Raw genomic sequence first — 14,320 nt, 5'->3', positions numbered from 1 at the left:
GCGTTGGTGTTTGTTTTTGCTCCATTATGGCAATGGCTGGGACTATTAATACTATGTATTCCATTGTACTTTATGAATAAATATACAAAACAGTCTCAATGAACGAAATAAATCAAAAATTTTATCTAATAGTAAGTATGCCTTCAGACACACTTACTATAAATTTCAAATCGTGATCTGAACAAACAGCTCAAAGGTTGTCATCAAGTAGTTTATAAAAACGTGATGTTACGCCATTTGTCCAACCAAACCCCTGTTGCACTGTGTACTCACCACCACCTGCACGGCTGACTAATTCACACACATTGTACTTTTCAAGCAGGCATTTATCCTCTGCAAAACGCATTTCAATCATGCTCAACCAATTTTTCATAATCGCTTGTGCTTCGCTGACAAAACCATAATCAGTTAAACCTTTTACAGCAAACCATTGCAGCGGCGCCCAGCCATTAGGGCTATCCCATTGTTGTGGAGTACTACATAATGTTGTAACTAAACCACCTGGTTTTAAAAACTCACTCATCAGCTTTTGTTTTACTTGCTGGGCTTGTTGTACAGATGCAGCACCAACAAACAAAGGAACGGCCATTGCCATTGAATCAACGCTGCTTTGCTGATTGAGTCGAATGTTGTAATCACGGTAAACACCTGCCTCAGAATTCCAACAATAGGTATTGATAGTATCTAGGCGAAGTGTAGCCAGCTCAGCAAAGGACTGACTCTGTTGCTCTGCACCAAGTAAACGGTAGAAGCGAGCTAAAGTGTGTTCTGCATTATACAATAAGCTATTTAAATCAATCGGTATGATATTGGTTGTTTCAATACTTTTGAGCTCACTATGATCGCGTAGCCAACGGCTACTAAAATCCCAGCCAGACTCGCATGCAGCACGAATATGCTGGAAATAGCTTTGCTGCTGCTCAGTTGTTAGCCCTTCAGCGTCATGTAAATCTTCTTTTAATGACTCTGGGCGAGGTGTTGCCGCACTATCCCAGTAGCGGTTTAAAATAGCCTTATTAGGCATTTTAACAACACGCCTAATGGCAGGCGTTTCAATGCTAAGGTCGTTACAGCCAGTCATCCAAAACTGATACTCTGCTTCAAGTGCTTTTACAGCGTTTGCCAGCCAAGTTAAATCAGCCTCAAATTTATATTTAGCATCCCACAGCATCGCTAACATCAACGCTAAAACAGGAGGCTGTGAGCGTGAGCTATAATAAACACGATTACCATTCGGAATACAGCCATTACGCTTTTGCAGGTCAATAAAGTTATTTACCATTGCTTCAATAGTTGCTAAGTCTTCAATATCTTCTAAACCAAGTGCGGTAAAGTAACTGTCCCAGTAATAAATTTCCTGAAAACGGCCACCTGGTACAATGTAATCAAATTGCAGTGGCATAAGTGAGCTTGCTAAATCAGTATCGGCATTTCTATGTAGGTGTGGCCATAAATCAAGAATATATTGCTTCACTGATGTGGAATCTAATGTGGCACTAGGAATAGATTGATCAGCAAATATAAAATTCGACATCACAAATTCTCGTAGTTCATCGCCTTTTAAAGGCCCAGCAAGTTGATATAACTCGCACGCACTTTGCCAAGACAATTTTGGCACTGCATCGGCAAACATTTTTGAATCAGCAAACACTTCTGCTAACTGTACGTCTTTAAATAGTTGGCTATTAACGAAATTCATGATAATCCCTTATTTTACGTTTGATGCTTCTAAATACTGTGGCTGTAAGGTGATTCTTTTAAATACGGAAACAGTAATTAATAGCAAGGCTATTGGCACTAATGTCAGATAAAACGCGTGTTGACCACTGAACTTATCAAATACAAAGCCCGTAATAATTGAGCCCGTTGTGCCACCTAATGCAGAGAAAACGACGATTAAGCCAGTCATAGCGGCGTGCTTGTATTTCGCTAAAGAACTAAGCATCACAGAATTAAGTAATGGGTAAATCGGTGCCATAAAAAAGCCAATCAACGGCAACATATATGCAGCAAAAGGCACATCAAAAACACTTTTCACTTGGCTACCATCAACATCATGAGTTAAAGGCAGCACCAACACTACAAGTACACCCATAGCGACCAAACAGCCCATTAATAAACTAAACCAACTAATAAACCTAAGTACTTGCCCTGCCACTAAACGGCCCAGCGCCAGTGCCGCAGCAAACAAGCTAGCAAGTTGAATACTTACATCTACGGGTAATTTTAAAACTTGATTATTAAAAGTAGGTAACCAAGTGCCTACTCCCTGCTCTATAAGTACATACATAAATGCACTTACAACGAAAATGAGCACCAATGGTTGATAGGCCAGCTTTAGCATATCAATAAAGTCATGCAGCTGAGATTGCTGATTTGTTTTTAGTTCTGGTGATTTTATTGGAGCCGCAATGACTGAAACAAACGCTACAGCAACAATCACTGCAAGCAAGTAATATACATTCAGCCAGTGACTACTTTGCGGGTTATCAGCATCTATAAATAACGCAAAAATCCAATAGCCCGATAACACCCCTAGCATAAACACTCCTTCTATAGTGTTTAATAAAGCAGAGTGCTTATTTGCATTATCAGTCACTTGACCAATGACAGAGTAAACAGAGATTTTCATCACAGCAAAGCTGCAACCAATTGCGGCAAATAGTGCTTTTAATACCCAAAACTCAGCAATACTCGGTACAACTAAGCACATAATTGCAACCAGTAATAAAGCACCGAGCATGGCAATTTTATAGCCCAAGCGAGGAATAAATGACGCCACTAAAAATGACACAATAGCAATACTTAAATCCTTAAATCCTTCAAGAACAGACGCCTGTGTTTTGCTTACATCTAAGCTATTTATTGCTTGTAAAATAACAGTGCCTACACTATTGAGCATTAAAGCAAAGACAAAATAGCTGCATGCCAGCGCGATGGTTATTCTTATAGGATTCATTCACTTCAACCTATGATTATTTTTACTCAGTCTAGTTTAGCGAAAAATAAAATGCAAACGTTTGCATTTAAAATTACACATGTCGCTAACATTCAATAGGTTTAGCGCTGACTAGATTGCCTATTTACTAGTTCTATTTCAACAACTTGAGACTCTACCGACTGCCCTGCTAACTGAGCTAACAACTTTTCAACAAGAATGACTGAGGCACGTTGAGTGTTTTGCTTGATACTCGACAACGAAGGATGACTGATATCCGCCATAGCAATATCATCAAAGCCCACAAGGGCAACGTCATTTGGAATGCTAATGTAACGCTCTTTCAGGGCTTTCATCGCACCGAAAGCCACCATATCACTACATGCCATAATGCCATCAAAACAAAGCCCTTTTTCTACCAATAATTGGTTAATTCCTTTGTAAGCAGCGCTACTGGTGATATCGATAGAGAGTACGTGAGGTGTCGCTTTTGCTGCAGAAATGGCATCTAAATAACCACAATGCCTTTCACTAATTTCAGCATGCCCAGGGTCGCCTAAAAACAAAATGTTTTTAGCGCCATTTTTCAATAAGTGCTCAGTCGCTAGGCGACCGCCTAAATAATTATCGCTGCCAACAATTGGGTAACTGCTGGGTGTTTTTGGATCGCCCCACACAACTAAAGGAACACCAGCATTCGCTGCAGCTTCAATATTTGCTTGGCTTTTACCTTGGCCGACCACAATAATGCCATCTGCGCGGCGGCTATTGATAAAGTAATTAGCCCAATCATCACTGGCCATAAATGAGTTAGAAAGTAATAACTCTAAGCCAAATTTGTTTAACGCTAAATTTATTTCACCGACAATTTTAAGTAAGAAAGGATCATTAATAGACTGCTCTGTATCACCATCAAGGTTAATAATAACCGCAACAACATTGGTTTTTTGGGTGCGAAGGCGGCTAGCAGCTGTGTTTAAACTAAAGTTATGTTTTTTTGCCAACTGTTGAAGCTTGTCACGAGTTTCCTGTTTTATCAATGGGTTATCATTGAGCGCGCGGGATACTGTCGACGTAGAAACACCTGCTAACTTAGCAAGATCGGCTAACTTTAATTTTCTATCGTTCATGAAACTGAAACACTGCCTTCCTTTAAAACATAGGCTGGCAATATACCACCATTTTGTCTAAATCGCTGCGCCATTAAGCATAATATTTTTTCAGTAAGCATAAACAGGCAAACTCATTCTGAGAGTAAAAAAAGGACAAAAAACTGAAAAAACAAATTGCAAACGATTGCATAAATCTCTATGGTTTATAAAAGCAAGGTGTTAACAATTCAAAATATTCGCTAATACATTGCTTTTAACAACATAAAAAATGGGAACACACAATGACAACTACATACACACGCAGTGCGCTAGCCTCTGCAATTTTGCTAGCTTTGAGTGGCCAGACAGTTATGGCTGAAGAGCAAACTGAGCAACCAGCTAAAGAAAAAGTTGAACGAATTATTGTATCTGGTACGCCAGCGGGTATTGGCGTACGTAAAATTGATGCAGGCTATGCCGTTACCAATATCGATGCAGATCAAATTGTTAAATTATCGCCAAAAAGTACTGCTGATTTATTCAAAGCCGTACCGGGTGTGTGGGTAGAAAGCTCGGGTGGTGAATCTGGTGCTAACGTATTTGTACGTGGTTTTCCTGGCGGTGGTGATGCACCATTTTTAACCTTAAGCCTTGAAGGTTCGCCAATTTACCCTGCGCCTACTTTGTCATTTTTAGAAAACTCGTCGTTATTCCGTTTAGACGAAACCATTGAAACAATGGAAGCATTACGTGGTGGTCCAAACCCTGTTGTTTCAAATGGCCAACCTGGTTTAACAACTAACTTCCGCCTTAAGCGTGGTAGTGAAGATACCGAAGGTGTATTCAAATACACAACCTCAGATTATGACTTACAACGCCTTGACGCTATGGTTAGTGGTGAGATTTCTGATGATTTATATTTCATGGTGGGAGGTTATGTTAAAAGCTCTCCAGGTATCCGTGATGCTGGTTTTACATCAGAAAAAGGCAGCCAGTTCACAATTAATATCACTAAAGAATTAGAAAACGGCACCATTAATTTATACACCCGTCAAACAGACGACCACGGTGCTTGGTACTTACCTACGCCACTAAATGTTGATGGTGTTGATGCAAGCTACACGCAACTGGGTACTTTAAATCGCCAAGCGATAATTTACACAGGCGCAAATAATGATGAGCAACAAATCGATTTAGGTGAAGGCCGTGGTTGGAAAGGTCATGTTTCAGGCGGTAGCATTAAGCTTGAATTCGATAACGGTTGGAGCTTCACAGATCGCTTCAACATCACCAAGGGTGATGCAAACACTTACGGCTTAGTACCGGCAGGCTCTGCAACAACGGTTGGTGCAGTGGCTGATAACGGTGAAACAGCAACAGGTGCAGTAACTGGCACAGAATACGATGCAGGCACTGCGGTTCAACAACTTGGCCGTTGGGTGGTTTTAAAAGAAATTAGCGCATTCACCAATGATTTAGCATTCGCTAAAAAGCTAGATAACTTATCACTAGCATTTGGTTATTACACAGCAAGCACATCAGCAAATGACTGGTGGAGCTTAGGTAACACTGCGTATCACGTACTTGAAGCAGGCGGCGAAATGCTAGACGGCATCGAGTGTAATGCAAGTGTTGAGGGTTGTGGTTTTAACTACGATATCAATTCGACAGGTGATGCACGCACCAATGCGTTTTATACAACCGCTCAGTATAAATTCAACGATGACTTTACACTTGATGCGGGTGTTCGTTTTGAAAGCCACGAAGTTGAATACTCAGTTGATGAAGGTCTTGATGGCGTAATCGACAAGTCAGTTCAATATGACGAAAGTAAAACATCGTGGACAACAGGTATTAACTACTCAATTAACGATGACATGGGTGTATTTGCTCGTGTAAACCGCGGTTATAAAATGCCTTACTTCGATGATTTTCGTGATAACTTTGGTGCATACGAAGGTGGCGAAAAGTTAATTAAAGAAGTAACACAAGCCGAGTTTGGTTATAAGTTACTTACCGATAGCACCGATTTCTACGCAACTTTATTCACTAATGAAGTAAAAGGTGATACCTTTGTTCGCCGCCCTGGTGTACCCGCTGAAATCTTAACAAACGAAGCATACGGTATTGAGCTTGATTATAACTACAACCACGAATCTGGTTTCTCAGTTAACTTAAACTCAACGCTTCAAGAAACCGAGATAACAGAAAGCCCGAGCAACGAAGGCAACGAAAGCCAACGTCAGCCAAAATGGCAAGTACGTGTAACACCAAGCTATGACTTTGAAGTAAGCGACATGTATGCCACCTTATACGGCACAATCTCAGCGGTTGATGATCGCTTCGGCGACAACGAAAATACGGTTGTTTTAGAAGGTTACGAAAAAGTAGACATTGGTTTAATTGTTGAACCTATGGAAGGTATTAAAGTGCAGTTAGCGGTTGATAACTTAACTGACGAGCAAGGTATCACTGAAGGTGATCCTCGTAATGCTGACGCACCGAATGGACGATATATTATGCCTCGTACTACACGCTTAAGCATTAGCTATGAGTTTTAAACTCACCTAACTCCCTTGGTTGTTATGCAATCAATACCCAAGCCACAGTGTTTTAAAACCTGTGGCTTTTTTGTTTTTATACTTCCAAAAAAAGTTTATTAATTAAGTCTTTATCTTGTTCATTAAGCTGTTCTTGTAAAGCTCTAATAAAATCCATTGACGTTGCAGGTCGATTAGGAAATGCGTATTTTTGCCATACTGATTTTAAAGCTGTCACAATCAATGCATCCCCAAATTCATTCCTAAGCTTTGCAAATACAAGAGTGGCTTTGGAATACTGATCGTAACTTTTTGATGAATCTACCAATGCTTGCTTTGTCGAAATATCTAGCCTAGAAGCTTGTTGATATCGTTGAGTTTCATATTTGACTAATGCATCGACAGCCTTTTTTCCGTAACGCTTTTCAATCACCACAAGCTCTATATATTTAGCTAATGATTCAATCAAAAAAGCGCTATCTTCAGGAACACTATTGCCAATATCATGACCAAACCATTGATGAGCCGTTTCATGTACTGCACGTCGATAACGTTGATCAAAACCTGCTCCCTCACTTGGTTTTGCTCTAAAACCGACTTTATTATCAATCAAAATAATTTCAGGTAATGCATACCCAGTCCCACCAAAACCTGTTGAGTCAATCAAACTGAGCTTTGAACCTTTGTACGCATTAAGATTACTCTTAAACCAAGAAAGCGTATCACTCATAGCTTGTAAGTTAACTTTTACAGCATCTTGAACAGTTTCTGTTGCACTTGATTTAGTAAAAACCTGTAACTTCACCCCCTCATAAATTAACTCAGTTGCTCCAAATGGAAACGACATCCAAGCAGGTAAGTTGTTAATTGGCACTGTCGTCTGAAATTTAAAAACGGCTCTTTGTCCTTCAATAATATGCTCTGTATTTTTACCTTGTGAAACGACCTGATAACCTACTGCGGTGGTAACCTTGCTTTTCATAGTAATACGTTCATAGCTATCCGGTACTTGGTATGTAGTATTAAAAAGCTTTGAAGGTGGTGTTTTAACATAGAGTGGAAGGCCATAATCTAATCTTAACTTCTCATCACCTAGCTCATAGTTTCTTTGATATCCAAGCGTCGGTAAAAGTGGAACAGAACGAATATAACTAAATTCAGGCGTAATGATTTGATGCCCTTGTGTGGGCCATAATTTGGCTTGCTTAACTTCAAATTGTGTTTTAAGTTGCCTTGTTTCAAATGGCTTGAGTGCAGGTTTAAACTCGTAAATAGCTTGATTCATTGATGGATAAAACGCGACTTGCTCAGCTCCTTCTATCTTAATATCTGCCCATTGATAAAAACCTGCGCGACCTATCAATACCTGTTTTATTGGTTTTGTGTGAGGGTTAGTAAATGAGTAGGTTAAGTTAAATTGTGCTGATTGCTTATAGGGGTAAAAATCTATTTCTGCATCAATATGACTGATTTTAGGCTGAGCTTTATATTTCCAACCAGTAAACATTCTTTCATAGTTTGCTTTAAATCTTTCTCGTTTATGAGAGTTACTTAGTGGCTTTTCTGAAATTAAATTAGCATGCAGCTGCCAAAATAAACTGATAGCTAAAACTGCAGGTGTTAACAGCCAAGCATCTTTACTTTTAAAAGCCCTGCGGCCCAACCCTGTACCACGATGATTAAAAGCCTGACTAACAAGCACAACACTAAGTAATAACACTAGCCATGCGCGAATATAAGGCCAGTAACTACTTAAACTTGCGCGATAGCCCCAAAATTCATTAGCCGGCTGCAATGGTGTCCAAGCTACACTCCAAAACGTGTGTGTTAGCCCTAAATAAGTCATTACTGGAGTAAATTTAAGTAACAAAATGGCCAAAACCACTAAAGATGCAACGAGCTCTGAGCGCATTAAATTGAAAATACATACAAATACTGAAGCAATAATAGCCAGCGGCAGCCCCATTAAAGCTAAAATATAAATATGTTGATAGAAGTCAAAGTCACTGCCAATAAAAAGTTCAGCTAGAGATGCGCCAACTAAGCCAATTAACGAATAAACAAACACCAAACTCATTATTGCCAATAATTGGCTATGTAAAATTGAAGCGGTCTTAATAGGCGCTGCCGCAATTATCTCTGCTACTTTATAGTGCCTAGCATTACAACTAAGTTGCCAACTCCATAGAGCGCTCAGTAAACACCCGAGCAATATATACATATCAAAGGCATATTGATTAACAGCATCAATGCTAGTTGCTTTTATAACACTCATTGGCTCTGCATACTGAGAGGAGGATGCAACACTATTAAACACCAACCCTAGCCATAAAAATAATAGAATGATTGTTATTGGTTGTTTTAAGATATTTAAAATTGCAGCTTTATATAGCTCAAATAGAATCGAGCTTTGACGAAATGTAGGCTTTACCGTTTGATAGTGAGTGTTAGGCCTAAAATCGGACTCAAGATGCCTTTCCTCCGCTTTTTTTGCCCGTGCATGTGCTTGGGGGTACAAACCAACAGCGAAAGTAAAAATAACAAATGCCAGACTAAAACAAATAAAACGATTAGTATAAAAGGGCGTATTTTGTGACTCGCTAAAACTTGCTATTACCGTTGTATAAGCAAATGGATCTAACCAGATAAATAGTTGATAGAACGTTTCGTTTAGTACATTACTTCCTGCCAAAATTGGATTACCCGTTATACTCGCAGCGAACAAATAAGCTATCCAAATGCTTGCAAAAACGGCATAGATAATCATTGAGCTTCGAAACCTTTGACAAAGCCAAAATGCCAAAGCAATAAGTAAAAAACAGTTTATGAGTAAAACAAAACCACTATAAAAAATTGTATAACCAAGTATTTGCCAACTAAATCCATTATTTTGAAAATCTACGAAACTCATAACCAACGTACTGCTTAATGAAACCATCATTAATAGACTTACAAAACCACCTATTCGAACATAGTTTTTTTGTCTTGAACTTACTGATGCAACAGCAATAATTTCGTCCATATGAAAGAGGTGATCACGTAAGAAAATTGCTGGCGATAATGCTCCAACCAATAAAACCAATTGCATCATGTGTAATGACACTAAATGCAATTGATACTGCTGTAACGGGTCAACATTACTTGTTGCAAGCCCTGAAGAAAGTGAAAATGCAAAACTTGGCGCAATAAGCAAGCACACCCAAACTATTGGTTGACGAAAAAGATACTTTAACTCATTAATTATTAACATAATTCGCCTCTTTGAGATTTTAGTTCAAAGAAGTACTTATCTTGTAATGATTCTGTCGCCAAAACAGCTCCTATAGTTGGGCGTTCTGCGGCATAAACTCGAAAGACAGGCCTGCCATATCGATAACTTTGGCTCAGTACTAAAGCACCTTTGGGCAGTTCGTTTGGCAAAGTTTTTAATGTCCATACTTTACCTTTGAGGTGACTTACTAAGGTATCGATATGGCCACTTTGTATCAGTTGACCTCCTTTAATCATCGCCACAAAGTGACATTGGTTTTCTATGTCTTCCACAATGTGTGTTGAAAGCAAGATCAGTCGATTCTTACTCATTGATACTAATAAGTTATTGAGGCTCTCTCGCTCAGCCGGATCAAGCCCTGCTGTAGGCTCATCTAAAATAATTAATCTAGGATCCCCCAGCAATGCTTGAGCAATACCAAAGCGTTGTTTCATTCCCCCAGAAAAGTGACTGACTCTTTTATTTGCATGTTGAGTTAAGTTTAACGCAGTAAGCAGGTCATCAATCTGTTGCTTTGTCTTTTTAATTTCAAGCCCTTTTAATATGGCTATGTGTTCAAGTAGTGCTCTACACCCTATATGTGGGTAAACACCAAATTGTTGTGGTAGATAACCAAGTTGCTTACGTAACTTTTCAGGGTCTTTTAATATATCTAAGCCACTAAACTGTATACGGCCAGAATTAATAGTTTGCAGGCATGCAAGGGTTCTCATCAAACTAGACTTACCAGCGCCATTTGGCCCCAATAAACCTACCATGCCGCTGGGTAACTCAATGGTTATATCGTTAAGTGCTTGAGTTCCATCAGGGTATGTTTTCGAAATATGTTCAAGTGTTAGCATTTATTGGCTCCTTAATTAGCACAAATCTAGATTAAGGAATGGCAAAGCTCGCTACTATGAAGTAATGATCAATGAGTCAAGTTTGATGATGAAAGCAAATATTCTGCTTTCGTCATCAAAAAAAGAACTTTCATCAAAATGTGGATGAATAAAGCAATAAAAACGTTAAGCTAAATCTATTAGTAACCCTTTATCAGTATGTTACGCCCTCAGTTTCCACATTATTTAGAAATTAGGGTAATATATAAATGTTCGAAAAAACAACAATGTAAAGTTGCAAAAATAAAAAATGAACGGAGTAGATTTTGCTGGCAGCTATTAGCTATTTATCATCAACTAAAAACACAAAAAGCATGGTTGCTTTACTACCATTAATCGCTGCGATACTACTTGAAAGCCATATTCGTTATCTTTCCCTGAGAATTGATTCACCAGGTACTTATCTAACAGTAAATTTACAGCTAATTTTTGAGTGTATCCCCTTCTTAATCGCTCACTGGATAGCATCTCAACACTCTTTAAAGCAAGCTTCATTGTGGTGGTTGTCAGGGTTTATTGGTTATCCAATAATCACTTATCTATTAAGCAACGGCTTGCCAACTTATGATAAATGGCATTACTTACAAGAACAATGTTGGTTACTTTGCAGCCTAGCAAGTTTATTTTGGCTTTCATCCCAACGTTTTAAGAAGAACCAAAAATCTAAATTTACCAGTTGGATTAGCTCATTGTTTACATTAAATAAAGTTGTTTTTTTTATATGTTTTGCCTGGGCGTTTATCATGGCTGGCATACTTAATAGCCATGAATCACCCCTGCTAAATCAACCATTCGCATTGATATTTGATACTCAAAAGCTACTTACAAACTATTATCAATTTATTTGGTATTTTTCTCAGCTTCTGGTCTACGCAATTATCGTTCACGGCATTTTTTTATTTAATCGTTACATTTTAATACGTCAATTATTAGCCAGACATGGAGTGCTCATTTTTGTATCTGCATGCTTAATTAGCATGGTTATTTTTACACCATTACTTGTCGCTATTGTGCTCACATTACCTGTTAATGACTTACCCTCATATGTCGCCAATCTAACTCCGGGAGGCAGCCAAAACATTATCAATAAGTACAATTATCAGTTTATGTTTTTATTTTTAAGTATCTCTACACCCATTATCTTGGCGTTTGAACGCCAACAGCACCACCATAAATTAGAAGAAGTCGCCAAACAGCAAATAAAAACAGAACTAAAGCTACTGCAGCAGCAAATTAATCCGCACTTTTTATTTAATACTTTAAATAACTTATATGCACTTGCATTAACAAAATCAGAAAAGACACCTGATTTGGTATTACAGTTGGCTGACTTACTGAGATATACCGTCTATGAAGGGCAAAAACCATTCGTTCCACTCGAAAAAGAGCTAAGTTACATTAAAAACTTTCTTGAACTGCACAAGATAAGGCATGCAAATAACTGTAGATTCAACCTAGCATGGCCTGAAACTACTCAATCTCTTTCTATAGCACCACTGCTTCTGATCATTTTAATTGAAAACACCATAAAGTACGGTGTTGAACACGCACAAGAAAACGCTGAAGTAACGATAAAACTAACATTAAACGACAACGTTTTAACTTTATATTGCGAAAATAGTATTCCTCGCAAAAGCGATAACGATGATTCAGGTATGGGACTAAAAAATTTAAAGCGCCGTTTAGAGCTGCTTTATCCCGAAAAACATACTTTATTGGTGCACAATCACAATGGACTTTGGCAAACCAACCTCTCTTTGGAGCTATCAAGTGATTAAGGCAATTATTGTTGATGATGAACCACTTGCTCATCAAGTAATTCTTCATCATTTAGAGTCGTACTCAGATATCAAAGTAGTTTCTCAGCATTTCAGCGCTAAAGATGCTTTGTACGAATTAGCAAAATCAACTATAGATGTCGTGTTTTTAGATATAAACATGCCAGAATTGTCAGGATTAGAGCTCATTCAAGCACTCGCTAATCCACCTCAAATTATCATTGTGAGTGCTTATGAAGAATATGCAATCACGGGCTTTGAACTTAATGTTACTGATTATTTACTCAAGCCTGTATCTGCAAAACGTGTTCAGCAAGCAATAAATAAAGTGCGCGAGCGCATTTACCTGGCTCCTAAAAGCAAATCAATCACCTTAAAAATAGATCGCGAAAAACGCAAGCTTAGTTTAGATACAATTAAATATATTGAGGCATATGGTAATTATGTAAAAGTACACCAAGACGACCAAACGATCCTCGCAACAACAACTCTAAAACAGCTTTTAGAGCAGTTAATAGGTTCATTCACTCAAATCCATAAATCATACATAGTGAATAACAACAGAGTCATAGCTATTACAAACGAGCATGTAGAGCTAGATAATGGTGATAAGATAAAAATTGGCAAATCTTTTAAAGAGCACTGCAAAGTTTTACTTTAGAGAATACTTATCAGGTGTTCTACAAGAACCTCATGCTGTGAGATTGGCAAATGAATTCCTTCCGAAGGACATGTCGTTATAAGTTCAAAGCAATTAACAAAACAGCAGTTGTTACTGTCAGCAACATTTCTAAATTCTTCCACTAAGAGTTTTGCTTTTAGCTCTGCTCCTGCATAAATAGATTGATACGCGCCAACTTCATACACCGCAGGCGGGCTTAGTATCATTATTTTGGGCAATTTGCGGTGCAGATAGTAGTTTTTTATATCTAAAATGAGTGTTTCGAGGGCATTGGCAATATCAGCAGGCGACAGTGCAAAACGGCGCTTTAAATCATTAGTGCCAAGCTGAATAATAATCACATCTAAATGATAAGCCGCGAGGTAGGGTTCGAGGTATTTAATACCCAGTTTATCGCCACTAAAAGGCGGGTCGTTCACCAGCGTACGGTTTGGCTGTCCGGCTTCAATCACTTCATAGCCAGCACCTAATTTAATACCAAGCAAACTTGGCCAGCGCTCATAAGCAGCCAAGCGTTTACCATCAACGGGCGAAATACCATAGGTGTTTGAATCACCAAAACATAAGATATTCATTAGAATGGATTCAGTGTGTAACCTTGTTGTTGCAATTGTGCGTGTGCGGTCATTGCCGACAAAGCCATTTGTACACCCGGTATAAGCTGCTGTTGCTTTACCTTCATGTGCGTTGCAGACTGCCCGCACAAATACACAACAGTGTTCTGTGCTAACAATTGTGAGATCAATTGCTGATTTTTATTGTCGCTGTCAAAGCGCTTTTTATAAAAACTGTTTTCTAGTACATCAACACTTGCGCCGCCATGCACAACTAAAGCAAGTTGAATGTTCTCAGGTTTCACACCATGAGCTATGTGCATATTAATGAATCGTGCTAATGAGTTCATTTTGTTATTCTGCCCCCCTTTTTCTGCTGCATCAGCTACATCAAATGCCACTTTGAAAACCGTTTGATCAGAGATTGGCGCATGGTTTGGCACATCATAGTAAAAACCAAAACCTTTAATAGCAGGCTCAGCTTGCTCTGCATGACTAAACGAAGATAATAAGGCTAAAGATAAACCTAACAGTGTTGATTTCATAAAAGTTCCTGTTGTTTTTTACTCTAGCCTACCTTGTTTA

At 38.6% G+C, this 14,320-nt stretch carries 10 protein-coding genes; 3 read left to right on the top strand and 7 right to left on the bottom strand.

Annotated elements, in window-relative coordinates:
* Positions 1-190: 190 nt before the first annotated feature.
* The 3 genes from HCZ11_RS01740 to HCZ11_RS01730 all read right to left on the bottom strand — a co-directional run bounded on the left by HCZ11_RS01740 (position 191) and on the right by HCZ11_RS01730 (position 4,068).
* The gene (locus tag HCZ11_RS01740) at positions 191-1,699 is read right to left on the bottom strand and encodes a trehalase family glycosidase (RefSeq protein ID WP_167657466.1); all 1,509 of its coding nucleotides are present in this window, start codon (positions 1,697-1,699) and stop codon (positions 191-193) included.
* A gap of 9 nt (positions 1,700-1,708) precedes the next feature.
* Positions 1,709-2,959 carry a sugar MFS transporter gene (locus HCZ11_RS01735; protein ID WP_130052799.1) on the bottom strand — a complete coding sequence of 417 codons (1,251 nt, stop codon included), beginning with the start codon at positions 2,957-2,959 and terminating at the stop codon, positions 1,709-1,711.
* Between the two features lie 101 nt (positions 2,960-3,060).
* The gene (locus HCZ11_RS01730) at positions 3,061-4,068 is read right to left on the bottom strand and encodes a LacI family DNA-binding transcriptional regulator (protein ID WP_167657465.1); all 1,008 of its coding nucleotides are present in this window, start codon (positions 4,066-4,068) and stop codon (positions 3,061-3,063) included.
* A gap of 263 nt (positions 4,069-4,331) precedes the next feature.
* Here HCZ11_RS01730 and HCZ11_RS01725 point away from each other — a divergent pair, with 263 nt between their 5' ends.
* Positions 4,332-6,590 carry a TonB-dependent receptor gene (locus HCZ11_RS01725; RefSeq protein ID WP_130052801.1) on the top strand — a complete coding sequence of 753 codons (2,259 nt, stop codon included), beginning with the start codon at positions 4,332-4,334 and terminating at the stop codon, positions 6,588-6,590.
* A 76-nt stretch (positions 6,591-6,666) separates the two neighbouring features.
* Here the strand turns inward: HCZ11_RS01725 and HCZ11_RS01720 are convergent, their stop codons facing one another.
* Both HCZ11_RS01720 and HCZ11_RS01715 read right to left on the bottom strand, forming a co-directional pair.
* Entirely contained in the window at positions 6,667-9,819 is a 3,153-nt protein-coding gene (locus HCZ11_RS01720; protein ID WP_167657464.1) for a M1 family metallopeptidase, read from the bottom strand.
* The gene (locus tag HCZ11_RS01715; RefSeq protein WP_167657463.1) at positions 9,813-10,682 is read right to left on the bottom strand and encodes an ABC transporter ATP-binding protein; all 870 of its coding nucleotides are present in this window, start codon (positions 10,680-10,682) and stop codon (positions 9,813-9,815) included. Before HCZ11_RS01715 ends, HCZ11_RS01720 begins: the two co-directional genes overlap by 7 nt.
* 782 nt (positions 10,683-11,464) lie before the next feature.
* Here HCZ11_RS01715 and HCZ11_RS01710 point away from each other — a divergent pair.
* Positions 11,465-12,499, top strand: coding sequence for a sensor histidine kinase (locus tag HCZ11_RS01710; RefSeq protein ID WP_250662275.1), 1,035 nt, complete (start codon positions 11,465-11,467; stop codon positions 12,497-12,499).
* Positions 12,492-13,160, top strand: a complete 669-nt coding sequence (locus tag HCZ11_RS01705; protein ID WP_130052804.1) for a LytTR family DNA-binding domain-containing protein — start codon at positions 12,492-12,494, stop codon at positions 13,158-13,160. The genes HCZ11_RS01710 and HCZ11_RS01705 overlap by 8 nt, the downstream gene beginning before the upstream one ends.
* Here HCZ11_RS01705 and HCZ11_RS01700 read toward each other — a convergent pair.
* A complete protein-coding gene (locus HCZ11_RS01700; RefSeq protein ID WP_167657462.1) occupies positions 13,157-13,756 on the bottom strand; it encodes an SGNH/GDSL hydrolase family protein in 600 nt (199 codons plus the stop codon). The genes HCZ11_RS01705 and HCZ11_RS01700 overlap by 4 nt on opposite strands.
* Positions 13,756-14,280 (bottom strand): DsrE family protein, encoded by a 525-nt coding sequence (locus HCZ11_RS01695; RefSeq protein ID WP_130052806.1) that lies wholly within the window; start codon positions 14,278-14,280, stop codon positions 13,756-13,758. The genes HCZ11_RS01700 and HCZ11_RS01695 overlap by 1 nt, the downstream gene beginning before the upstream one ends.
* Between the last annotated feature and the right edge of the window lie 40 nt (positions 14,281-14,320).

The organism is Pseudoalteromonas sp. HF66 (genome assembly GCF_011806445.1).
GTDB classification, from domain to species: Bacteria; Pseudomonadota; Gammaproteobacteria; order Enterobacterales; family Alteromonadaceae; genus Pseudoalteromonas; species Pseudoalteromonas apostichopi.
This window is presented reverse-complemented; position numbering and strand designations above follow the sequence as displayed.

Coding starts and splice junctions, on each gene's coding strand:
- HCZ11_RS01740 (WP_167657466.1), bottom strand. CDS start 1,699: ATGAATTTCGTTAATAGCCAACTATTTAAAGACGTACAGTTAGCAGAA.
- HCZ11_RS01735 (WP_130052799.1), bottom strand. CDS start 2,959: ATGAATCCTATAAGAATAACCATCGCGCTGGCATGCAGCTATTTTGTC.
- HCZ11_RS01730 (WP_167657465.1), bottom strand. CDS start 4,068: ATGAACGATAGAAAATTAAAGTTAGCCGATCTTGCTAAGTTAGCAGGT.
- HCZ11_RS01725 (WP_130052801.1), top strand. CDS start 4,332: ATGACAACTACATACACACGCAGTGCGCTAGCCTCTGCAATTTTGCTA.
- HCZ11_RS01720 (WP_167657464.1), bottom strand. CDS start 9,819: ATGTTAATAATTAATGAGTTAAAGTATCTTTTTCGTCAACCAATAGTT.
- HCZ11_RS01715 (WP_167657463.1), bottom strand. CDS start 10,682: ATGCTAACACTTGAACATATTTCGAAAACATACCCTGATGGAACTCAA.
- HCZ11_RS01710 (WP_250662275.1), top strand. CDS start 11,465: ATGGCTGGCATACTTAATAGCCATGAATCACCCCTGCTAAATCAACCA.
- HCZ11_RS01700 (WP_167657462.1), bottom strand. CDS start 13,756: ATGAATATCTTATGTTTTGGTGATTCAAACACCTATGGTATTTCGCCC.
- HCZ11_RS01695 (WP_130052806.1), bottom strand. CDS start 14,280: ATGAAATCAACACTGTTAGGTTTATCTTTAGCCTTATTATCTTCGTTT.